The 23,204-nt window shown below is 33.2% G+C and carries 20 protein-coding genes; 7 read left to right on the top strand and 13 right to left on the bottom strand.

Features of this window, described 5'->3' with window-relative positions:
* Nucleotides 1-495: 495 nt before the first annotated feature.
* From QZ659_RS15165 to QZ659_RS15150, 4 genes are all read right to left on the bottom strand, one after another.
* Nucleotides 496-1,431: a mechanosensitive ion channel family protein gene (locus tag QZ659_RS15165; RefSeq protein ID WP_291726951.1), complete on the bottom strand. Its 936-nt coding sequence runs from the start codon at nucleotides 1,429-1,431 to the stop codon at nucleotides 496-498.
* Nucleotides 1,432-1,446: 15 nt separating this feature from the next.
* Nucleotides 1,447-1,722 carry a hypothetical protein gene (locus QZ659_RS15160; RefSeq protein WP_291726949.1) on the bottom strand — a complete coding sequence of 92 codons (276 nt, stop codon included), beginning with the start codon at nucleotides 1,720-1,722 and terminating at the stop codon, nucleotides 1,447-1,449.
* Between the two features lie 74 nt (nucleotides 1,723-1,796).
* Nucleotides 1,797-2,771 carry a hypothetical protein gene (locus tag QZ659_RS15155; RefSeq protein WP_291726947.1) on the bottom strand — a complete coding sequence of 325 codons (975 nt, stop codon included), beginning with the start codon at nucleotides 2,769-2,771 and terminating at the stop codon, nucleotides 1,797-1,799.
* A gap of 87 nt (nucleotides 2,772-2,858) precedes the next feature.
* Nucleotides 2,859-3,488 carry a peroxiredoxin gene (locus tag QZ659_RS15150; protein ID WP_291726944.1) on the bottom strand — a complete coding sequence of 210 codons (630 nt, stop codon included), beginning with the start codon at nucleotides 3,486-3,488 and terminating at the stop codon, nucleotides 2,859-2,861.
* Between the two features lie 268 nt (nucleotides 3,489-3,756).
* Between QZ659_RS15150 and QZ659_RS15145 the strand changes: the two genes are divergently transcribed.
* The 5 genes from QZ659_RS15145 (at nucleotide 3,757) to kynU (ending at nucleotide 9,844) form a co-directional block, all read left to right on the top strand.
* Nucleotides 3,757-4,212, top strand: coding sequence for a peroxiredoxin (locus QZ659_RS15145; RefSeq protein WP_291726941.1), 456 nt, complete (start codon nucleotides 3,757-3,759; stop codon nucleotides 4,210-4,212).
* 600 nt (nucleotides 4,213-4,812) lie between these two features.
* The gene (pckA, locus tag QZ659_RS15140; RefSeq protein ID WP_291726938.1) at nucleotides 4,813-6,426 is read left to right on the top strand and encodes a phosphoenolpyruvate carboxykinase (ATP); all 1,614 of its coding nucleotides are present in this window, start codon (nucleotides 4,813-4,815) and stop codon (nucleotides 6,424-6,426) included.
* 404 nt (nucleotides 6,427-6,830) lie between these two features.
* Nucleotides 6,831-7,649, top strand: coding sequence for a glycosyltransferase family 2 protein (locus QZ659_RS15135; protein ID WP_291726935.1), 819 nt, complete (start codon nucleotides 6,831-6,833; stop codon nucleotides 7,647-7,649).
* Between the two features lie 88 nt (nucleotides 7,650-7,737).
* The gene (locus QZ659_RS15130) at nucleotides 7,738-8,547 is read left to right on the top strand and encodes a polysaccharide biosynthesis/export family protein (RefSeq protein ID WP_291726933.1); all 810 of its coding nucleotides are present in this window, start codon (nucleotides 7,738-7,740) and stop codon (nucleotides 8,545-8,547) included.
* A 16-nt stretch (nucleotides 8,548-8,563) separates the two neighbouring features.
* Nucleotides 8,564-9,844, top strand: coding sequence for a kynureninase (gene kynU, locus QZ659_RS15125; protein ID WP_291726931.1), 1,281 nt, complete (start codon nucleotides 8,564-8,566; stop codon nucleotides 9,842-9,844).
* A 56-nt stretch (nucleotides 9,845-9,900) separates the two neighbouring features.
* On the opposite strand, the gene QZ659_RS15120 is transcribed toward kynU, so the two are convergent.
* Together QZ659_RS15120 and QZ659_RS15115 are read right to left on the bottom strand one after the other, a co-directional pair.
* Nucleotides 9,901-11,730 (bottom strand): hypothetical protein, encoded by a 1,830-nt coding sequence (locus QZ659_RS15120; protein ID WP_291726930.1) that lies wholly within the window; start codon nucleotides 11,728-11,730, stop codon nucleotides 9,901-9,903.
* A gap of 141 nt (nucleotides 11,731-11,871) precedes the next feature.
* Nucleotides 11,872-12,930 (bottom strand): NAD(P)-dependent alcohol dehydrogenase, encoded by a 1,059-nt coding sequence (locus QZ659_RS15115; RefSeq protein WP_291726928.1) that lies wholly within the window; start codon nucleotides 12,928-12,930, stop codon nucleotides 11,872-11,874.
* A gap of 137 nt (nucleotides 12,931-13,067) precedes the next feature.
* Between QZ659_RS15115 and QZ659_RS15110 the strand changes: the two genes are divergently transcribed.
* Nucleotides 13,068-13,700, top strand: a complete 633-nt coding sequence (locus QZ659_RS15110) for a vWA domain-containing protein (protein WP_291726927.1) — start codon at nucleotides 13,068-13,070, stop codon at nucleotides 13,698-13,700.
* 48 nt (nucleotides 13,701-13,748) lie between these two features.
* Here QZ659_RS15110 and QZ659_RS15105 read toward each other — a convergent pair whose 3' ends face one another.
* From QZ659_RS15105 to QZ659_RS15095, 3 genes are all read right to left on the bottom strand, one after another.
* Nucleotides 13,749-14,357, bottom strand: a complete 609-nt coding sequence (locus QZ659_RS15105; RefSeq protein WP_291726924.1) for a hypothetical protein — start codon at nucleotides 14,355-14,357, stop codon at nucleotides 13,749-13,751.
* Between the two features lie 49 nt (nucleotides 14,358-14,406).
* Complete coding sequence (locus QZ659_RS15100; protein ID WP_291726922.1) at nucleotides 14,407-15,441, bottom strand: quinone-dependent dihydroorotate dehydrogenase; 1,035 nt, start codon at nucleotides 15,439-15,441, stop codon at nucleotides 14,407-14,409.
* Nucleotides 15,442-15,575: 134 nt separating this feature from the next.
* Nucleotides 15,576-15,803: a hypothetical protein gene (locus QZ659_RS15095; RefSeq protein ID WP_291726921.1), complete on the bottom strand. Its 228-nt coding sequence runs from the start codon at nucleotides 15,801-15,803 to the stop codon at nucleotides 15,576-15,578.
* 798 nt (nucleotides 15,804-16,601) lie between these two features.
* Between QZ659_RS15095 and QZ659_RS15090 the strand changes: the two genes are divergently transcribed.
* Complete coding sequence (locus tag QZ659_RS15090) at nucleotides 16,602-17,933, top strand: serine hydrolase (RefSeq protein WP_291726918.1); 1,332 nt, start codon at nucleotides 16,602-16,604, stop codon at nucleotides 17,931-17,933.
* A 59-nt stretch (nucleotides 17,934-17,992) separates the two neighbouring features.
* On the opposite strand, the gene QZ659_RS15085 is transcribed toward QZ659_RS15090, so the two are convergent.
* The 4 genes from QZ659_RS15085 to QZ659_RS15070 all read right to left on the bottom strand — a co-directional run.
* Nucleotides 17,993-18,454, bottom strand: coding sequence for a ferritin-like domain-containing protein (locus tag QZ659_RS15085; protein WP_291726916.1), 462 nt, complete (start codon nucleotides 18,452-18,454; stop codon nucleotides 17,993-17,995).
* Between the two features lie 634 nt (nucleotides 18,455-19,088).
* Nucleotides 19,089-20,930: a glutamine--fructose-6-phosphate transaminase (isomerizing) gene (gene glmS / locus QZ659_RS15080; RefSeq protein ID WP_291726914.1), complete on the bottom strand. Its 1,842-nt coding sequence runs from the start codon at nucleotides 20,928-20,930 to the stop codon at nucleotides 19,089-19,091.
* Nucleotides 20,931-21,060: 130 nt separating this feature from the next.
* Complete coding sequence (locus tag QZ659_RS15075) at nucleotides 21,061-22,428, bottom strand: hypothetical protein (RefSeq protein WP_291726912.1); 1,368 nt, start codon at nucleotides 22,426-22,428, stop codon at nucleotides 21,061-21,063.
* Nucleotides 22,429-22,730: 302 nt separating this feature from the next.
* Nucleotides 22,731-23,204 (bottom strand): hypothetical protein (locus tag QZ659_RS15070; RefSeq protein ID WP_291726911.1); only part of this gene is annotated, 474 nt, incomplete at its 5' end.

Here is a 23,204-nt window from a genome sequence, read left to right as displayed (position 1 = left end):
TGCATTACCAAATGTAGCGTTTACATTTGTGTGTTCAACAGGAACACAAGCACCTATATTGACAGTTAAATTAAAAGCTCCTGTACATTCATTATTAAGAGGCTGTGAAAAAGAGTTAAATGCTATACTGAACAAATAAAATAATACAAAGTAAGTTAAATAATTTTTAGCCCTCATGATAGTTAAAGTGATTAATTTATATTTTGGCTAAAAATAATGATAAATAATGATTTTTGAGTAGTTTAAAGAAAAAAATAAACAATTTATTGCTACAATCTGTTGCAGTAAGTTTTTTTCAAGAAATGTATAAAAAATAACTCTAGCTTTTGCTCTTGCTTTGTTTAATAATTGACAATGAAAAATAACCTATAAATATAGTTGGAGGCAATGCTATTAGAGGGTTAGGCTAAGAATAGTGATACTCCAAAATAAAATAAGTGATTCTTGGCTCTGAAATTATCTTTATTGAAAAGTATAAAAATGAGTGAAAAGCAGTTACTTCCCTTTACCTAGTTTTTCCAAGATAGCGAGTTGTTGTTCCATTTTTTCGCCACCTTTGATTCCAAAATCTAAAGTACGGATAGGGAAAGGTATGGTAATATCATTTTTATCGAAGGCTTTTTTGATTGCAATACCTGCTTGTGTATAGGCTCTATGATAAGACGGTTGGTCGCAATGGTTTATCCAAAAACGAACAATAAAATTGACTGAACTATCTCCAAAGCCATCAAAATCTATACGTACATCAGTATAATCGTCTCTAGTAATTTCCAAATTACGAATAGTATCATAAAGCAAACGCTCTACTTTTTCTATATCATCGCCATACGAAACTCCTATGGGTAGATTTACTCTACGATGATTCAAACGGTTATAGTTTAAGAGTGGAGTCTGAAAAACATCCTTTGAAGGAATAATAACATACTGACCATCAAAGTTTTCTATATCAATCGCTCTCAAACCTATTCTTTTTACATAACCAATATATTCGTGAGTTTGTATTAAGTCGCCAATTTGCAACGGTTTCTGTACGGCAATAAAAATTCCAGAGATAAAATTGGTTGCCAAATCTTGAAAGGCAAAACTAAGCGCAAGACCAATCACACCAGCACCAGCGAGTAAAGATGTAACCGTTTTGTCCAAATTCAGAACTCCTAGTGCTACAAAAGTTCCTATAATCATAATCACATAAAAAATGATTTGTGTAGCAAGCTCTAAGATGTTACGATTATCTACAAGACGAGTAAGCGCACGATTAATACCAACTCTAATAGCTTTTGCAATAAAGTAGAATACTAATAGTACAATAACTGCCAAGAAAAAATTGGGTAGCATTGCTACTAAGGTTTCAAACCAACCTATAAGTTTATCTCTTAGAGCTACATAGCCTTCGTGTAGTAAGTCAATTTGATTGTCTAATTCATCTTCCATAAAGAAATATTTGGGTTATCTTTTGCGTTTTTTCTTATTCTTTTTAGAACGTTTGATTTGCTTTCTAGCTTCTTTTCGTCGTTGTCTATCCGATTTTACTTGAAGGTCTTTTTCTTGTTGTTCCATTCGTTCTTCAAAAGTCATTTCTCCAAAAATAACTTTTGGGTCAGAATCTCTATACGTTGGGCAGTCAGAACGCTTGGATGCTCCACAGCTAGATAAAAGGATACTACATCCAAAGACAAGCGCAAATATAAAAAGACTATATTTTTTATGTAAATTAATTTTCATAGAGATTTGAGTTATTTAAGCTAGTTTTAAATCAGTTTGAGTACTATAAAAATACAAATAAAAGATAAATAATTTTACCTTTTAATCAAAGCCTTGATAGACTGTATATTCAACGGGAATTCCATAAAAACATGTAACATACTCAGGAAATAAAGTGTCAAAATTCCTACTTTGAAATCATAAAAGTAGATACCTAAACTAATCAACCAAAGAAAAAGAGCTACAAAAAGTCGTATTTTATCTATTTTGTACCAAGCAATGACTTTTACTTTTAAAAACCAGTTGAGATAGTGGTAAGTATAAGCAAAGGCAACAAAACGTTGAATTTTGATAGATAGGGAAGAGGTGAAAATGAGTTTTGTATCATTAGTATCAAATATAACACCATCAAAAATATAGAGTAAGGTCTTATTTAATATTTCAAAACCACTTGTCAGATAAATAGCTTCTGTTTCTTTAGAAATAAAGTGAGAAGGTAGATATGCAGGAGTTATAAAAAAACTAATGGCACAAACGATAAAACTGATAAAACATATTTTTGTCCAAAAATTATTATTTCTTCGGATGCCTAGCAGCATAAAAATGGTTGTAAAAACAAAAACATGAATAAGCGTAGGCAACAATAGCCCTATAAAAAATAAATAGTAAAACTGGTTTCTGATTAGGTAAACTCCCAACAAGAAAAATAAGAAAAGGTAAAGTTTATGCTGCCATTTTTTTAATAAAGTGGATGAAAAAGCAGCTACCCATGCTAGAAATATAAAATGTGTTGAATAATGTGATTTGAAGGAGGGAATGAGGGTAGCTATATCAATTCCTACACGATAAACAATATAATTTATGGAGACGACAACAGCACAGAAAAAGATAATAAGCAATTCTACTTTAGAGGAAGAAAAATATTTTTTTTCATGTAACCAAGCAAGTTCAGTTAGGTAATGAAGAGGGCCTAAGACAACATAACTAAACAGAAATAGCTCAAAAGGTAAAATATATGCCACTATACAGGCAAGAAATATGAGGGCAATATGAAGTTTGTCTATTTTCAAGAAGCGATGAAATAACTGGATACAAAAAAATCCTAACTTTATCTGAACGACAAGTTAGGATTTTTGAATGATTTATCTAGCAAAAAACTATTGCTTACCTAAGTAGTTAGCAACACTTTCTCTAGTTTCGTGCATTGCTTCTTTTCCTTCTTCCCAGTTTGCAGGACAAACTTCTCCGTGCTTCTCTACATAACGAAGAGCATCTACCAAACGGATATACTCGTCAATATTACGTCCTAAAGGAAAATCGTTGATAGAAACGTGCTTGATAATTCCTTCCTTATTGATAAGATATGTTCCACGAAGACAGATAGGTGCGCCTTCAAAAACAAGGTTTCCGTTGTCATCATACGTGTAATCTCCACCCAAAACACCATAATTTGTAGCGATTGTTTTGGCAGTATCTGCTACCATTGGGAAAGTTACTCCTTCGATTCCTCCTTTATTTTTTGGAGTAAGTAACCAAGCAAGGTGAGTTTCTTCTGTATCAGTAGAGCAGCCTACAACAACTGTATCTTTCTCTGCAAAAACAGATAATTTTTCTTGGAAAGCTAAAATTTCAGTTGGGCAAACAAATGTAAAATCTTTAGGGTAAAAGAAAAGAATTACATTCTTTTTGCCGATATATTGGTCTAATGAAAAGTCGTTAATGATTTCTTCGCCATCAATTACGGCAGGAGCTGAAAAACGTGGCGCAGGCTTATTCACTAAGTTCATAGTCTATGGTTTCTTTTTAAAGTTATAAAAAAGTGTTTTTTTGAAACTGAATGCAAAATTAAGCACTTTTGAGCTAAGAAAAAAGTTTTATCTATTCTCTAAAATTTATTAGAAGATAATCTTAATTGCATCCAACATTTTATTAACTCATTGGCATACAGGATAGTTTTATTTTTGAGACAAATTAATCTTTATTAGTTTTCAAACTTATTACTAACTGGTTGGTTGAACAGGGGAATTATTTACAAACAAATAAAATATACTACTTATGGGACTAAAAATTGGAGATAAAGCACCTAATTTTACACTAGATTCTACTTCTGGAGAAGAGTTTACACTCTACGATTCAGTAGGTAACGAACCTTGCATTATTTATTTTTATCCAAAAGATTTTACAAGTGTCTGTACAGAACAAGCCTGCTCGTTTAGGGATGAATTTGGAGCATTCAGAGATTTAGGTGTTACTGTCATCGGAATCAGTAAAGATGATATCGAAACGCATCAGCGATTTAAGAAGGAATACAAGTTGCCCTTCGAACTTTTGGCAGATACAAAGGGAAAAGTTGCCAAACTCTATGATTCTTTGTTGCCAATAGTTTCTATTCCAAAGCGAAATACGTTTGTTTTGGCAGCAGACAAAACAATTATGGATATTCAGAGCGACCTAACAACTGGAAAGAGCAAAATCAGAGAGGTTGTAGAAAACCTTACTAAGCAGTTTTAGTAATTATTAAAAATGATATATCATCTTGTCTTTAGACTGTTTTGTAAATCCTTAATCCTTAATTTATTGAAGGAAAATTTAGTTTTTTGAGCAAAAAAATACGCTATCAAAATATAAAAGCTACTGACAAAGTCAAAATAAGCCGATTTTATTTTATTTTTTCGGTGTGAATTTTGCCCTACATCGCAAAATAATTGTACCTTTGTGTGCAATAATTATAGTTTACAATTTTGTAGGGACTAATTTTGTATTGGTAGTAACTAACTGCTTATGCGTCTATTGCTTTTGATGCCTCTTTCTTTAAAAAAACAACAAAGCTTATTTAAACAGTTGTTTGAAAACCTATCTCAAAAAAGTATGCTTTTTGATTTAATGTTTTCTTCTCAAAAGAATAAGTCTGTTTTTGTGAGTGCCAAAAAATGTGCTTTTCTTTTGTCTTTATCTTTAAACTTGACCAAGAAAAGTAAAAAAGATAGAAAAATTAATTCTACTAAACCTATATATTCATTATAGATATTTTGCCAATTTGTCTTTCATTAGCTATGAAAAACAAATTGGCTTTTTTGATTTTACCAATTTAATACATACTGACATTTTATTATGCAACAACACGGAGTCAAGTCTAACCAATCAGGAATTGAAGAGCTAGGAATCAAAAACGCAGCGAATGTATATTGGAACTTGTCTGCGCCCGAACTTGTAGAACATACAATCAATAATAAACAAGGGGTATTGTCTAGTACAGGTGCGTTGATGTGCGACACAGGCAAGTTTACAGGGCGTTCTCCTAAAGACAGATTTGTCGTTAAGGATGCTGAAACTGAAAATACAGTTTGGTGGGGAGATATAAACATCGCCTTCGAACCTGCAAAGTTTGATGCGCTAATGGAGAAGATGATTGCATCTTTAGAAGGAAAAGACCTTTATGTACGTGATGCGTATGCAGGTGCTGACCCAAATTATCAGCTCAAACTTCGTGTCATCAATACAATGCCGTGGGCAAATCTTTTTTGTCATAATATGTTTCTTCGTCCAGAGGTTTCTGAATTAGCATCTTTTGACCCTACTTTTACCATTCTCCAAGTACCAGAGTTTTTAGCAGACCCAGAGGTAGATGGTACTCGCCAAAGTAACTTTGCTATCATCAATTTCACTAAAAAAATGATTTTGATTGGTGGAACAGGTTATACAGGAGAAATGAAAAAAGGAATTTTCTCTGTATTGAATTACCTTCTTCCTCAAAAACATGATGTTTTGGCGATGCACTGCTCTGCAAATATTGGAAAAGAAGGCGATACTGCTATTTTCTTTGGTCTTTCAGGAACAGGAAAAACAACACTTTCAGCAGACCCTAACCGTCCACTTATCGGAGATGACGAACATGGCTGGACTTCAAATTCTGTCTTCAACTTCGAAGGTGGGTGTTATGCAAAAGTAATTGACCTTACAGAAGAAAAAGAACCTCAAATTTGGAAGGCTGTAAAGTTTGGAGCTTTATTAGAAAACACTCGTTTTGCAGAAGGAACACGAAATGTAGATTATAAAAATTCTGAAGTAACAGAAAATACTCGTGTTGCTTACCCAATTTATCATATTGATAATGCTGTTGAACCTTCTGTGGGTAGCATTCCAAAAAACATTTTCTTCTTAACTTGTGATGCGTATGGTGTTTTGCCTCCAATCTCTAAATTAGAAAAAGGACAAGCTATGTACCACTTTATCTCTGGTTATACGGCTAAGGTAGCAGGTACAGAAGTAGGTATTACAGAGCCTCAGCGTACTTTCTCTGCTTGTTTTGGTGCAGCATTTTTACCATTACACCCTACAAAATATGCTGAAATGTTGGGTAAGAAAATGGAAGAATCAAATGTAAATGTTTGGCTAGTAAATACTGGCTGGTCAGGTGGTAGCTATGGAGTAGGTTCAAGAATGAAACTATCTTACACTCGTGCTATGATTACGGCAGCTTTAGAAGGTAAGTTGGATAATGTAAACTACGAAGAGCAACCTATTTTTGGTGTCAAAATTCCTAGTGAGTGTCCAGATGTTCCTACGAATATTTTAAATCCTAAAAATACATGGGAAAATAAATCTGAATATGATGCTACGGCAAACAAATTAGCTTCTGCTTTTGTAGCTAACTTTGAAAAATATGCCGACTATGCCAACGATGAGATTATGGCTGGTGCGCCAAAAGCAATGGCAAATTCATAATATAATGAATAAAAAAATGTAGTAGTATTTTTTAACCTTGCTTTATGTAAAAATAGAGCAAGGTTTTTTATGGAAGTGAGTAAATCTACTTTTTAGTACGAAAAAACAAATGTGTTAGTATATTACAATATATTCTTGGTTTTGGTATAAAAAATATATTGTTTTTGCCCAAATTAAAAAAAAATACGATTATAGTTGATTTTTCTATAAAAATTCGCAACTTTGCAGGGATTAATTATAAGCTATTATCTAAGTGGTAATAGCTTTCCTATTGAAAAACATAGTAGTTTGAAGAGAAAAAAAAGATAGACTACTACTTACTACGAATAATAGGTTTTTGTAAAAAAAGAATGCAAAAACCCAACAACAAGAATTAATAAAATTAACTTAACCTAATAAAGAAATTGAAAGTTTCCATTGTAACTGTAGTTTATAACAACGTATCAATGGTAGCAGATGCTATTGAGTCTGTTTTAAATCAAGATTATCCTGATTTGGAATACATTCTCATCGATGGAGCCTCAACAGATGGAACAACAGAGTTAGTACGTAAATATCAAAATCGTATCACTCGTTTTATTTCTGAAAAGGACGAAGGGCTGTATGATGCTATCAATAAGGGTATCAGAATGTGTAGTGGAGATATTATCGGCTTGCTTCACTCTGATGATTTTTATCCCAACAACCAAGTAGTTTCTTCATTTGTAAAAGCCTTTGAAGAAACAGATACTGATGCTGTTTATGGTGATTTGGTATATGTAGATAAAGAAAATACACAAAAAGTAATCAGATATTGGCAGTCTGGAGAGTTTAATAGCAATAGTTTTTACAACGGCTGGATGCCTCCACACCCTGCACTTTTTATAAAAAAGGAGTGTTATCAAAAATATGGGGTTTATGATACTCGTTTCAAAAGTGCTGCCGACTATGAGCTTACACTTCGTATGCTTTTAAAAAATAAAATTTCGGCAACTTATCTTCCTATTGTAATGGCAAGTATGCGTACTGGAGGGAAAAGTAATAGTAGCCTAAGAAATCGTTTGATGGCAAACATAGAAGATTATAAGGCGTGGAAAATCAATGACTTACAACCTAAGTTTTATACTCGTTTTATGAAGCCATTATCCAAAATACCTCAATATTTCCATGGAATTACGCAGGAAAAATTAGAGCTCGTTTATGCTGCTTCTACAACTTATGCAGGTAGCGAAGTAGAAGTTTAAGTCATAAAAACATAATAAAAAACTGTATTTTATTCTGCCTTCAATTCTTCTTTGCCAGAGTTGGAGGTTGTTTTATTTAATCAGCACTATGAAAAATATTATCTACATTGGTTTATTGCTTTTTTTTACTGTTAGCTTTTTTAGTTGTGTACCTAGCCGTAATCTTACTTATCTTAAAGGAAAGCAACAAGAGAATCCTGATATTGGCAGTATAACTCCTCAAAATTATTCTTTAGACTTTACTTCTTATAAATTACAGCCCTATGATGTTTTAGGCATCAATGTTCAAACTATTGTACCTTCAAAATATGATTTGGGAACAACAGAAGCAAGCAATATTCAATCTCGTGTAAACGGACAAGGAAGCAATGCTTTGCTTACTGGATATACTATTAGTGATAGTGGATATGTTCAAGTTCCTCTCGTTGGTGATGTACAAGTGGTAGGGCTTACTGTGGATGAGGCAGCAAGTAAAATAAAATCTGCTGTTGAGGAGCGTTATACTGAGGTAATTGTAAAAGTTCAACTCCTTACTTTTCAAGTTACTATGTTGGGAGAAGTGTCTAACCCAGGGCAGATAACAATTTATAACATGCGCATGACAACCGTTTTAGATGTAATGGCACTTTCTGGAGAGACCTTAGTTACAGCAAATCGCCAAAAAGTACGCATTATGAGACGAAAAGGAGCAGTATTAGAAAGTTATTATATTGACTTGACACAAGACGACGTTATTACGTCCCCTCTTTTTTATGTTCAGCCTGGTGATATTATCTATGTAGAACCTTTAAAGGGAAACAAATATTTACAGACCAATGCACCAGCCATTGGGATAGTCTCAACGATTCTCAATTTTGCCTTTTTTGTAACTAACTTTATCATATTATTTAGAAGATAAAACCTACTCACACAAAATGAATTTCAATACAACTAAAGATTTTGCCTTACAATTAGATAAAGAAGACTCACTTGCTAATTTTAGAGAAAAATTTTGGATTCCTATTTTAGAAGATAAAAAAGAAGCAATTTATTTTTGTGGAAATTCATTGGGATTACAACCCAAAACAACAAAGGCATACATAGAACAAGAATTAGACGATTGGAAAAATTTAGGTGTAGAAGGACATTTCCATGCGAAAAACCCTTGGCTGTATTACCATAAGTTATTAACCAACCAAGTAGCAAAACTGGTAGGAGCAAAGCCCATTGAAGTGGTCGTGATGAATAACCTTACTGTAAATTTGCATTTGCTGATGGTTTCGTTTTATCGTCCTACTCAAAAACGTTTTAAAATATTGATGGAAGGAGGAGCTTTTCCCTCTGACCAATACGCTGCCGAATCGCAAGTAAGGTTTCATGGTTTTTCTCCAAAAGAAGCTATCATAGAAATAGAGCCAAGAGATGGAGAGCAAACACTAAGAACAGAAGATATTATAAAAAAAATAGAAGAGGTAGGCGATGAGTTGGCTTTAGTCATGTTTGGAGGAGTAAACTATTATACAGGACAGTTTTTTGATTTAGAAAAAATTACGGTAGCAGCCCACAAAGTAGGAGCAAAGGCAGGTTTTGACCTTGCCCACGCAGCAGGAAATGTTCCTTTGGAACTTCATAAATGGAATGTAGATTTTGCTACATGGTGTAGCTACAAATATCTCAACTCTGGAGCAGGAGGAACTTCAGGCGTGTTTATTCATGAAAAATATGCTGATGATACTTCTCTACCTCGTTTTGCTGGTTGGTGGGGACATGACGAAGAAGCTCGTTTCAAGATGGAAAAAGGGTTTGTGCCAATGCGTGGGGCAGAAGGTTGGCAACTTAGCAATGCACAAATTTTGCCTATGGCAGCACACAAGGCTTCATTGGATATTTTTGAAGAGGCAGGATTTGAAAATTTGAGACAGAAAAGCGAGAAGCTAACAACTTATATGGAATTTTTGATAGAAAGTTTCAATACAGAGCAAGCAAAAATCAAAATTGATATCATCACGCCAAAAAATAAAGAAGATAGAGGTTGCCAGTTGTCTTTAGTTTTTGATAAAGAAGGAAAAAAATACCACGAAATTCTGACAAAAAAAGGAGTTATTTCAGACTGGAGAGAACCTAATGTTATTCGTATTGCTCCTGTTCCCCTATACAATTCTTTTATGGATTGTTATCGTTTTTATGAAATTTTGAAAGAAGTAGCTATTTTTTAATGCTTAGAGCTATTGATTTGTAGCCCAAAAAAGAGTATTGGGCTACAAATTAATATTTACTTCATCCTAAAAAAACGTCCTTTTGTAAATCTGTATTTTTTTTCTCCGATAGTAAGAACTTTTCCTTCTGCTATACTACTTAAATTTACAATATCTTCCTCAATTGTATGTATAGAACCCCCTGTAAGATAGGCAATGTTTAGGTACTCTTCATTGACAAAACCAAAAACCGTCCCACACAAAATAATGCGTACAGGTACATCTAGTTGATATACAAACATTATATCCCTTACATTACTTAAATTATCAGCTACTAAAACCAGTTCGTTATAGTATCCTTTAGCATTTTTTGTAGCATATAAGACAGCCTCCATATCATTTTCTGGAGCATCTCCTCCATCACCTGCTATCCTAGCCCTTCTCAACATCTTTTCTAGTTCTGTTATTTTGCAGGATGTACATTGATAAATTCCTCCTGTTTTTCCAATCTTTTTGTTACTATCTGGTGTTTTATTTCCGTCATTGAATAAGACAAACTCTATTTCTGAGTCTAAGGTATAATTCAAACTGTACCAATACTTTACTTGCTCAATATATGGATACATACTTCCTGTCACATCCAAAACAATTAACTTTCTCTTCCACTCTGGGTTTCTATTAAAAACAGCATTGACCACTGTATCTGTTCCCCAAACATATTTATTGCTGGTCAAGACCTCTTCCATTTCTTCTCGTTTGTGTATCAATTCTAATGAATCCCTCAATTTTTCTACTTGAATTTCATATTCTCGGTTGGCTTTTTCTACGGCTTCAATTTCCTTTCTTATACGTTCTTGGCGTAATTCTTCATTTTTTTTGTCTAAGGCAGCCATTTCTTCCTCTAATTTTTTCCATTCTTCTTCTCGTTTTCGATTGGCTTCCTCTATTTCTTTCTGATTTTCTTCTATCTGTGCAGAACTAGGATACAAAATTTCTAAGGGCAAAACATACAAGTTTTCCTCTTTTTCTACTTTCTGCTGCATGAAGTTTTCATAATATTTTATTCCAATAGAATACGTATCACCTATCGGAACTTTAATCTGTGCCTTTCCACTTTCGTCTGTTGGAGGGGTTGTATATTCTTTTCCAGTGGCTGCACTTATCACAGTAAAAACTTCACCCAGAACTGGATTTTCTCCTAAATCTAAATACGTTAGGCTAAAAACGGCACTATCTAAAGAAGGCTGCAACTTTCCAATTTTCATTCCTTCGTACTGAATGTATCTATCAATTTTTGAAAAATATCCCCCTTCTACTACTATTTTGTCGTAATTCGCTGTGCTGTTGATGGAAATAGAATAGCTATCGCCAGTAGGAATTAGAAAAATATTTGCACCATCTGAATTTGTAGAATCTGTAGAAGAATGATACACTTTACCGTTTTTCTGACTTGTCAGAATGATTTTTGCTTTTTGTGGTTCTTTTTCGTGATTGATAGGCAAAATTCTAACTAAGGCTTTTTCTGGAGTGGGTTGAAGTTGGTCAGCTTTGTCAGTAGGAAAAGCAAAGGCAAGATTGTAAAACTGATTTTCTTGATTTGTAATAGGAACTTGATAAGCTATTGTAGAAATAGAAGAATAGACTAAATAGGTATCTTTATTGGGAAGCAAAATCTCATTTTGATTGTTTTCATTTGATTTTCCTGCTAGGCTAAATGTTTTCTTGGTCTGTTTTCCATAAAAGAAAATATAGGTCTGTAAAGGCTGATTTTGAGCATCAAAGACTGAAAAACGAACAAGTGCGCTATCTGGTTTCGGAGTTAGAGAATAGTTTTGAGAAAAGCTGCTTTTGGTAGAAAATATTGATAGAAGGAGAGTGAGGAAAAATAAGACAAATTTTATTTTCATAGCTACATTATCAAGTAAAAGATTTTTTGATAAAGTAACGTATGTTTTCTGATTTTAGATACAAAAAAACAATTTTGATGATATGGAGCTGTATCATGTACAACACATGACACAGCTTTTAATTAACTTTTCAATTTACCATTAATTATTTTTCAAAGATTTCATATCAATCACAAAGCGATAACGTACATCACTATTGAGCATTCTTTCGTAGGCTTCATTGATGTCTTGCATATCAATTTTTTCGATTTCTGAAACGATGTTGTGTTCTCCACAAAAATCTAAAAGTTCTTGTGTTTCTTTGATTCCTCCAATTACAGAACCTGCTACCGAACGTCTGCCCATAATCATTGGAGGTGTTTGGAGCATAGAATCTAGTTCACCAATAAAACCAACCAAAACAAGTGTTCCGTTGATAGTAAGTGTAGAAATATAAGGATTTAGGTCGTGTTCGTAAGGAACAGTATCAATAATCAAATCGAACTTTCCTTTTACAGCTTTCATTTGTTCCTTATCTGTAGAGATGACAAACTTATCTGTACCTAATTTTTTAGCATCTTCTTCTTTGTTGGGAGAGCGAGAAAATAATGTAACTTCTGCGCCCAAGCCTTTTGCTAGTTTGATTGCCATGTGTCCTAAACCTCCTAAACCAACAACAGCCACTTTGCTATCTTTTCCTACCTTCCAATGACGAAGTGGCGACCACGTCGTAACCCCAGCACAAAGCAGAGGTGCTGCAGCAGCCAAATCTAAATTTTTAGGAACTTTCAAAACAAAGTTTTCATCGACAACTATTTTTTCAGAGTATCCACCAAAAGTGCGTCCTCCAAGGTGTTTGTCTTTTCCGTTGTATGTTCCTGTAAATCCATTCAAACAATACTGTTCTAAATCTTGCTTACAGCTATCACAGGTTTGGCAAGAATCTACCATACAACCCACAGCAGCATAATCGCCTACTTTTACTTTCTTTACATCGCTTCCCACTTTGGTAACTTTCCCCACAATCTCATGACCAGGAACGGCTGGATAAACTGTTCCTCCCCAATCATTTTTGGCTGTGTGTAGGTCGGAATGGCAAACGCCACAGTATAAAATATCAATTTCTACATCTTGAGCAGTAGGTTCTCTGCGCTCAATAGTTATTTGTTCTAAAGGTTTGTCAGCTGCTTCTGTTCCGAAGGCTTTTACATTGTTTGACATTAATTTCTAAGGTTTTGTTGTTTGTAATTATATATCATTCCAACAGACTTTTAGCTGCATTGTTTTTTGAGAAAATCAGATTATTTTTCGTATCTTCTGTTTCAATTATTTTATCAAATACCAAATTACCTAGTTTTATGTCAAATCAGAACACACACAATGTTTTCAACCTCATTATTTTAGATGAGAGTGGCTCAATGAACAGCATCAAAAGCACTATTATTAGTGGTTTTAATGAAGTTGTCCAGACTGTAAAAGGAGTAGCTAAAGAATATCCAGAGCAAAAACACTTTATCAGTCTTGTTACCTTCAATTCACTAAAGACAACCACGCATTTAGAAAATGAAAGCGTAGAGAAACTAAAGGAAATAAGTCAAAACCAGTACAATCCCACAGCAGGAACACCACTTTTTGATGCTATGGGAAATAGTATTTCACAGCTTCGAAAAATTACTCAAACGCATTCAGATTATAACGTTTTGGTAACTATATTGACAGATGGAGAAGAAAACTCGTCTAAAGAATTTAATCAAAGAACCATCAAGCAAATGGTAGATGAACTCAAAAAAGAAAACTGGACATTTACCTACATAGGAGCAAATCATGATGTGGAAAACTTTGCAGCTACCATTTCTATTGAAAACACAATGAAGTTTGAAGCCAACGAACAAGACATTAAACAGATGTTTAGTAAAGAAAAGGCTTCAAGAATGGCATATAGCAAGAAAATTAGAAATAATGAAGATACTAGCAAAGGATTTTACGAATAAATTTATTTTTCAAAGTGCCATTGCTATTTATTTAGTGATGGCACTTTTTTATGAAGTATAACATTCCAATGCTTTCAAAGCCGTCCAAAGACCTAGTTTTTTTGTTTTGTCTGTATGCAGAGCGACGAAGTTGTGTGAGATAATCCACGTAATGGCTTTTATTTTGGTAGGCTTGTAGAGTTCAAAATCGTGTGGAACGCCCATTTCTTTCGTATCAACTCCAAAACTGACTACTGAAGTAGGCTTAAGTTTTTTATAAATATCTAAGAAATTCGCTTCTGTTTTAGCCATATTTACGATAGCTACATCGCCTAAAGAAAGCTGTCCTGCTGCCAAAATACCTGTTAGGAGTTTGTTGTCTACTTCATTTAGTTTGTCGTGTTCGGTTTCGTTTATTAAGATTAAGAAGTTTTTACGGTTTTTTCCAAAGTATGAAAAATCGTTATTCTGTTTTTCTTGTGTAGTCGTAGTATTTTCAGATTTTACTTTTTCAATTTCTTGTTTGAGCGTGTTTGTCTCCATATCAGATACACCACTATGTGTCTCTACTTCTTGTTCTTGGTTTTCTACTGCTTCAATTTTCCATTCTGATTCTACAGCATCTATATAATAAAGTTGTTCTGTAAAAACGTAGGGTAAAAAATCGTATTCTTGCATAATCTATTTTATTCAATAACCGTCAAGGAGGATAAAACCGTCGTTGAGATTAGTTTCTTTTTAAAATTTCTTGATTAATATCTCCAATCAGTTTCCAACCTTCATATACAAAACCTGTATAAAGCTGGATTAAACTTGCTCCTGCTTCTAGTTTTTCTATGGCATCTTTCGGACTATGAATCCCACCCACTCCGATAATTGGAAAAGCTCCATCTGACTTTCGATGAAGATAGGAGATTACTTCTGTGCTTCGGTGGGTTAGAGGTTTGCCACTAAGTCCACCGTTACTGATGGTTTCTATTTTTTGTGTTTCTGTCTTGAGATTTTCTCTGCTGATAGTTGTATTGGTGGCGATAATTCCTGCTAGTTTTACCTCTTTAGCAATTTCTATAATGTCATCTAGTTGAGAGTCAGTTAGGTCTGGCGCAATTTTCAAAAGTAAAGGTTTTGGATTTTCTTTCTTTTGATTACGATTTTGAAGAGTTTGAAGAAGCTCTGTAAGTGGTTTCTTTTCTTGAAGCTCTCTAAGGTTAGGCGTGTTGGGTGAGCTTACATTAACTACAAAATAATCTACATAATCGAAGAGCGCATCAAAACAAATAATATAATCACTTGTAGCTTCTTCATTAGGAGTAACTTTATTCTTTCCAATATTTCCACCAACAATAATATGAGGTTTTTTAGCTTTGATTTCTTTGAGTCTTTCTACTGCAATTTCTACTCCTTCATTATTGAATCCCATTCTATTTATCAGAGCATTATCTTCTTTGAGACGAAACAAACGAGGTTTTGGATTTCCGTCTTGTGGTTTTGGTGTTAGCGTTCCAATTTCAATAAAACCAAATCCTAATTTATCAAGTTCTTCAATCCATTTTGCGTTTTTATCAAAACCTGCTGCCAAACCTACTGGATTTTTAAATTTTATTCCGAAAACTTCTCTTTCTAGCCTTTTATCAGAATTAACGGAGTTACTTACTATTCCTTTTCCTCCTATTTTGAGAAGAGTTTGTAAGCCAGAAATAGCTGTATAATGTGCTTTTTCAGCATCTAATTTAAAAAAAAGAGGGCGTAGAAGTGAATACATAAAAACAAATGTAATTTGTAGGTTAAAGGCTTACCTTTGACAGGCACAGAGACTGTTCAAATATGAATACAAAAATACAATTTATTCGGAAGCAAAAAATTCTAAATTCAAATCATTCTACCAAGTATATTATTTTACTTTCTTCTCATTTTCTCAATTTTATCTCTGACATTTTTGGGAACACGTTTTTTAGGTGCATTCATCTCTAAAAGTCCTCCCAAAAGTTCTGGGTCTATGCTCGTTACGATGGTTTCTAGGGTTTCCATACGCATTTCCAGTTCGTGATTACGCTGTTTTAGTTGAGCTAGTTCTTCCTCATCTTCTTTGGAAAGAGATTTTTTGTCGAAAAAAGCAATTTTCATCAAAACACCAATTAGTAGTATTGAACAAATAGAGGCAAAAATCATCATTAAAGCAGCCATCAAAAGCAAATTTAGAAATAAGAATATTAAAATTATTTATAACAAAAAAAGTCCGATAACTTATCGGACTCTTTTCAACTTACAACTTAACCCTATTGATATGAAAACTGAAAGAAAGCTGTTACTTAAAACTATCTATTATCATATACTTCTGATATGCTATTCTCAAGTTTTCAAAGTTTTGAATTTCTGTACCTCAAAGAATCCCTAAAACTATCTTTGAATCAAAATTCTTTCACAACAGTATTACAAAAAACAAGTTATAACTTATTGATTATTAGCTTGTTAGTAAGCTGTTGTATTAGGTGGAACGAAAAAAATATTGATTGGGTTTCCCAAAAGATAATAATTATTTACAAATTCTCAATTTATTTTGAATAATTAGTAACTTAATTGAAATATCTCTAAGATTTATAATTTATTTAACATTTTTTGTGATTTTGAAATACTCCTTTTAGTGAATCTCTCCATGACAGAATAAGCTAAAACATCACTAAAAAAATTGATTTAATGATATACTATTTTTTTAACTTTTATTCTAGAATGATGTCTATATTAATATAGCCTAATATAAAAAATAAGGTTTACCAATTAGAGTACTGGACATGAGATAAAAGTTATTAGTGTCGCTACACTAACATACCAATGAACGCAACTCCTGTTCTGTGACTCACAGAACAGCAAATATATATTGATATTCAGTACTCTATTTACCAATTTTTATTAACACCTTTAAAGATGAATATTATACGAAATTCTATACTCTTTTTACTCTTCTCTTTTTGCTTTGCTTTTGCTAAAGCACAAGATTTGTATTTTCCTCCTCTCATAGAAACAGAAGAAAACAACTGGGAAACGATGTCTGCTTCCGAATTGGAATGGTGTGATGAAAAGATTGATAGCCTATACAGTTTTTTGGAAGAAAAAAATACAAAAGGCTTTATTGTCTTAAAAGATGGAAAAATAGTCTTGGAAAAATATTTTGGAACATTTACTGTCGATAGTGCTTGGTACTGGGCTTCGGCTGGCAAGTCTATGATAGCTACGTTGGTAGGTATTGCGCAGCGTTCTAGTTTATTAGACATCAACGATAAAACATCTGATTATTTGGGAGAAGGATGGACAAGCCTAAATAAAGAACAGGAAGAAAAAATTACGATTCGTCATCAAATGACAATGACAACAGGACTGAAAGAGGCAGATAGTACAGGAATTGATAATTGTCTTGAACCTTCTTGCCTTACCTACAGCTCTGAACCAGATACTCGTTGGTATTATTATAATTCGCCATACAGATTATTACAGCACGTGTTGGATAGCGCAATAGGAAAACCACTCAATCAGTATTTTAATGAACGAGTTACTCGTAAAACAGGTATTACAGGAGCATTTGTGAATTATATATTGTTTTCTAAACCTCGTAGTATGGCTCGTTTTGGACTTCTTATGTTGAATAAGGGAAAATGGGAAAGTAATCCAGTTTTAAATGATGCAATGTATTTTGAGCAAATGACCAATACTTCACAAGAACTCAATTCTGCTTATGGTTATCTTTGGTGGCTCAATGGAAAAGATAAATTCAAACTTCCTGCTTCTGATGATGTTTTTGAAGGCTCACTCATTCCGAATGCACCTTCTGATATGATTGCAGCTTTGGGGGCAAATGACCAAAAGATTTATATTGTGCCGAGTCAAAAATTAGTAGTGGTAAGAGTAGGAAATAGTGCAGGAGCAGATAGGTTAAATGCTCTTTCCTCGTTTGATAATGAACTTTGGGGAAAGATTTCTGCTTTAAAATGCAGTGAAAATCCAGTGTTGTCAAATCAAGAAGAAGGAGGCGAAACTATGAAAGTATTTCCCAATCCTAGTTCAGAAAACTATTTTCTTAAAATTCCTAATGGAAGGTACGATATTGCTATTCGTAATGCACTAGGAAAGGTAATTTATAAAGCAAAGGTTACACATTCATTCAGAATTGTGGCAAAAGATTGGAAAAAAGGAATATATTTTGTCGAAATTACGCCTATTGGAACAAAAACAACAACTTATTTGAAAATTGTAAAAGAATAAAAAAAAACGCCAATTACAGAAAAGTAGTTGGCGTTTTGCTTCTCATGACTAAAAAAATACTATGCTACTGGAAAGCGTTCTTTCAATGCATCAAGGTGTTCTACTGAAGAGCGAATTTGCTGCAAGTGCCTTCTAAGGACAATTTTTGTATCCATAGGCACTTCTTCCATTTTCAAAATATCTTCATACTCTTCAATAGCAGTATTTTCTCCTCTTTTACATTCTTCAATGACTGCTTCTACATCGTTTCCTAAAACAAAAGATTTAAGGTTCATCCAAACACGATGTAAATCGCCTGTAATGCTTGTTCCTTTCTCTGGTGTTCCTCCTAGTTTTTTGATTTCTTCTTTAAGTTCGTGTCCAAAATCGTAGCGTTGTTGTACAGATTTGGTAAAGAAATCCTTCAACTCGTGGTTGTTTACATCAGTAACTGCTTCTTTGTAGCCTTTTTCAGCATCATAGTTCTTTTCAATAAGTTCGTTCAATGCTTTTACGGCTTTTTTATTTGATTCTTGACTCATAATAATATAGATTAAAAAATTAAAGATTAAAAAATGTATTTACCCTTATATAACCCTTATCAAATAAAAATGTTATAATTATTTCAATAAGTGCAATAAGCACATGCAAAAGCAGCGAAGCTAACTGAAAGACGACGAAGTCAATTAAAAATTATGAACTGAAAGTTAGTATAACTAAATGAATATTCAGCGAAGCTAATTATGAATAATTATTTTATTGATAATCAAATAGTTGTAGTGAAAATAAGATATAGATAATTTTACACTACTCTACCCTACTATTTTAAAAATGTGTTTTTTTTAGTTGCATCGCAACGTACTATTGGTAGAAATGAAGAATATTTTTATTTAAAAGTTGCAGAGCAACGAAATATAATTTATAGGATTCGAATTTAAAACATTAACATATCGTTGCGATGCAACTTAATCATGGTCTTTACTATTTATTTTTCTACCAACATTTTGTTGCTCTGCAACTTAAATTTGAAATAAAAAAATAGTAGGGTAGAGTAATTTTACATAATTACTTAATTAGAAAACAATATGTTATAAATTGTAGATTACAAAAAACCTCTTCTATTTTTTGAATAAAAGAGGTTTTAAAAAATTGACGACTGATAGAATATATCAAAAATTATTCTACCGTAACAGATTTTGCTAAATTTCTAGGCTGGTCGACATTACAACCACGCATTAGAGCCACATGATACGATAAAAGTTGTAATGGAATTACAGAAACAAGTGGCATAAAGGCATCGTGTGTGCTTGGCACTTCGATAACATAATCTACTTTTTTAGGAATGGCAGCATCGCCTTCTGTAACCACAGCAATTACTTTTCCTCGTCTTGCCTTTACTTCCTCAATATTTGATAAAATCTTATCATACGAATTATCACGAGTTGCAATCACGACAACTGGCATCTCTTCATCAATAAGAGCAATAGGTCCGTGCTTCATTTCAGCAGCAGGATAACCTTCTGCGTGAATGTATGAAATTTCTTTAAGTTTCAAAGCTCCTTCTAGGGCTACTGGGAAATTATATCCACGTCCCAAATACAAGAAGTTACGAGCATTTACGAAGTCTTTGGCTATTTTTTCTATTTGATTATTGAGCTTTAAAGCCTGTTCTACTTTCTGAGGTATTTGTTCTAACTGACGTAAAAGGTCTTTGAGTTGATTGTCTGAAATCGTTTTACGTTCTTTAGCCAACATGAGTCCTAAAAGAGCAAGCACAGTTACTTGTCCTGTAAAGGCTTTTGTACTAGCAACACCAATTTCTGGACCTGCGTGGATGTATGCGCCTTCATGTGTTGCTCTTGCAATAGAAGAACCCACTACATTACACACTCCAAAAATAATTGCGCCTCTGTTTTTAGCTAGTTCTATGGCTGCAAGTGTATCAGCTGTTTCTCCAGATTGAGAAATGGCTATCATTACATCACCCTCTTCAATAATCGGATTTCTGTAACGAAACTCAGAAGCATATTCTACCTCAACAGGAATGCGAGCAAACTCTTCCATAATATATTCGGCTACCAAACCTGCATGCCACGAAGTTCCACAAGCTACAATTACAATGCGTTTTGCTTTGACAAGTTTGTCTAAGTATTTATGAATCCCACCTAAAGCAACGTGTCCGTTAGCTGCAATAAGTCTTCCACGAAGTGCATCACGAATAGATTTTGGTTGTTCAAAGATTTCTTTTAGCATAAAATAATCATAACCACCTTTTTCAATAGACTCTAACTCCATATCAAGTGTATGAATATAAGGAGTAGTAGGAATATCTTCTATATTTTTAATGGCTAATGAATTATTCGTAATGACAGCTATTTCATCATCATTCAAATAAACAACTTCATTTGTATATTCAATAATTGGAGTTGCATCAGATGCCACAAAAAATTCATCTTGTTCTTTTCCAATACCGATAACCAAAGGGCTTCCTTTTCTCGCTGCAATAAGTTGATTAGGATTATCTTCTGACATAATGATAATCGCATACGCTCCCACAACTTTATGAAGAGCCAAGCGAACAGCTTCTTCCAAACTACATTGGTGTTGGTTTTGGATTTCTTCTATGAAATGGATAAATACTTCTGAGTCTGTATCTGATTTGAAGGTATGCCCCTTATTTTCTAAATCTTGCTTTAAAACAGAATAGTTTTCAATAATCCCATTATGAATAATAGCTAGACGATTTGAGCCAGAGTAATGAGGGTGTGCATTTGTATCATTTGGAACGCCATGGGTTGCCCAGCGAGTATGACCTATACCTACTTTACCTTTTTTATTTTTGCTTTCTGCAAAGGTTTCTAGTTCTGCTACTTTGCCTTGTTTTTTATAAATATTGATGCTAGAGTCCATTAAAGCTACTCCAGAGCTATCATAACCACGATATTCTAATCTTTTTAATCCTTTAATAAGAATAGGATATGCTTCACGCTGTCCTATATAACCTACAATTCCACACATAAATTTATAGTTTTATTTTTTAATGAGTCAGTGAATTTTTGATGTCAAACTCTTTGAATAGAAGCAAATTACAGAATAATTTGCTAATTCTATTTGGAGATGAGCTACGATTATCAAAAAATAAGAATTTTTATTCTGCAATACTGTAATAAGTACGTAATCTGATAGTAGGAAGGTTATTGGTATTTTTCTGTGTAGGGAAAATAAAACGATTGACACTAATATTATTTTCGGATGGTTGTAGAATTAATCCATCACTTTCTGTAATCTGTCCCTTAGCCAATTGATTGATATAACTCGTTAGAGTAGCATAACTATAAGATTTTCCAGCCACAGTATATGTCATAGAAAGTGCTTGGTTACTAACAGTTTCTGATTGTAAAAATTGTAATGAGCCAGAAGAAGTATAGAAAAAGCCATTACCATCACCAAATAAAAATAAAAGCTGATTTGGAGCTGTAGAAGTGCTACTCATAGCAGATTCTAAGGCAGGAATGTCTAACTCTACTCTTTGGATAACAATATTTTGATTATTTACAAAATCTTCTAAATAAGGAAACTCTAATTTTACACCAATACCTGTTCCTGCTTGTATAGCAGCAAGATTATTTGTGTTTTCTGATGGAATAAAATCTTGTGTAGCTAGTGAGGCTAAAGCAGAGTTAGAAAGTTCACTTTCTATATTTGAAAAGCTCACTGGCATATCAAATTTATAAGAAGATGAGACTGTATCTTCAGGGTAATGGAAGTATAAAGTGATGTTGGTATTAGGAGCTAGTGGATTTATACCCACTACAGAAGTATTTGGGGAAGTATTTCGAAAGGCTAAGCCTTTTGAGAATAAGCTGAACAATGAATCATTTTCAAATTTATTAGCCACACCATAATCAAATAATTTTCTTCCGTATTCTTCAGAAAAACGTAATCTCAAGACATTATTACTATCTAAATCGTTCGGATATATAGCACTTCCTAAAGAGATAGTTGATGTTTGTAGTGTATCGAAGTTATAACGAGTCTTATTCTCAAATTCCTCTGTAACTTCATATACTTGTATAGTATTACTTACTAAAGTATCACTACCATACAAATAATCTGTTTGGAAAAAGCCTACTAATGAATCAAAAATGGCTGTCTGACCAGCATCATTAATTAAATCTTCTGTCGTTGTGGTAAGAGAAACATTAGCAAAACCTTGCGCAGAATAAGTGCCTACATATTCGTCTGACAACGAACCCATTAAAAGGCGAGAGTTACCTAGAACACTGGTTGTATTGACACTATCTAGTTGAAATAATTTGACATTAATGGTTATAGTGTCAGTATAATAGGTGCTGATAAGCTGTTCATCAGGAAGTCCAATAGGCTCAGGTTCATTCTCACAACTACTTAAAGCAAAGCTAAAAGACAAGAATAAGACTATACCAAAAAGAGAGATATTTTGTGAGTAGAATGAAGAAAAAAATGAAATAAGACGAGATAAATTATTATTTTTCATTAAATTGAATTTATGACAACTGTTTTAGCGTTTTTATTTAACATAGATGCAGGACGAACAGAGTTGGGTATTTCGTTGCATAAAAAGCATACTTTTCAGTCTATTAATAGTATGCTGATTTTAATTCCTTTCGCAAAAGTACGAATTATATTATATATATCTTTAGCATACTGTATATAGGATAACTTTTTATAAAAAAACAAGAAAAGCTCAACATCAATCAAATGTTTAGACATACAAAAAAGCCCAAACAAAACTGCTTAGGCTTTTTTCAATCCCCTTAAAAGTAATTATTGTTTTTTTTATTTATCTATTCCTTGTTTTTTAAGAAGTTGCTCTGATTTCTGTTTAAACGCTAAATTAATTGTTGCTGGATTTACTCCTTTTTTATCTATTTTTAAATAATAAATCCCTGTTGGATGCTCACCAAACATCCAAGCTATTTTGTTATCTAATTCAACCTTAGGTGCATAATTTATGTATTCTTTTCCCTCTTCATCTACGACTTTCATTGTTATTTCATCTTCACTTTCTATAGTAAATCTATAACCTGTTGTTTCTGATAATACCATTGTATATTCGTGTGTATTTTTATCAATATTGTACATTTTGACTGTCGTAAATCCGTCTACATCTTTTTTGGATTTTTGTATCTCATTAGGATTAAACTTACGAGTAGCCATTGCTAATGAAGTGTTTTTCTTGTCTTTTGGGACAGTAATTTCTAATCTATACTTTCCAGTTGTGGTGTTTCTAAAAGTAAATCCTCTAAAATA

This window comes from Bernardetia sp. (assembly GCF_020630935.1).
In the GTDB taxonomy this organism is placed as follows: Bacteria; Bacteroidota; Bacteroidia; order Cytophagales; family Bernardetiaceae; genus Bernardetia.
This window is presented reverse-complemented; position numbering and strand designations above follow the sequence as displayed.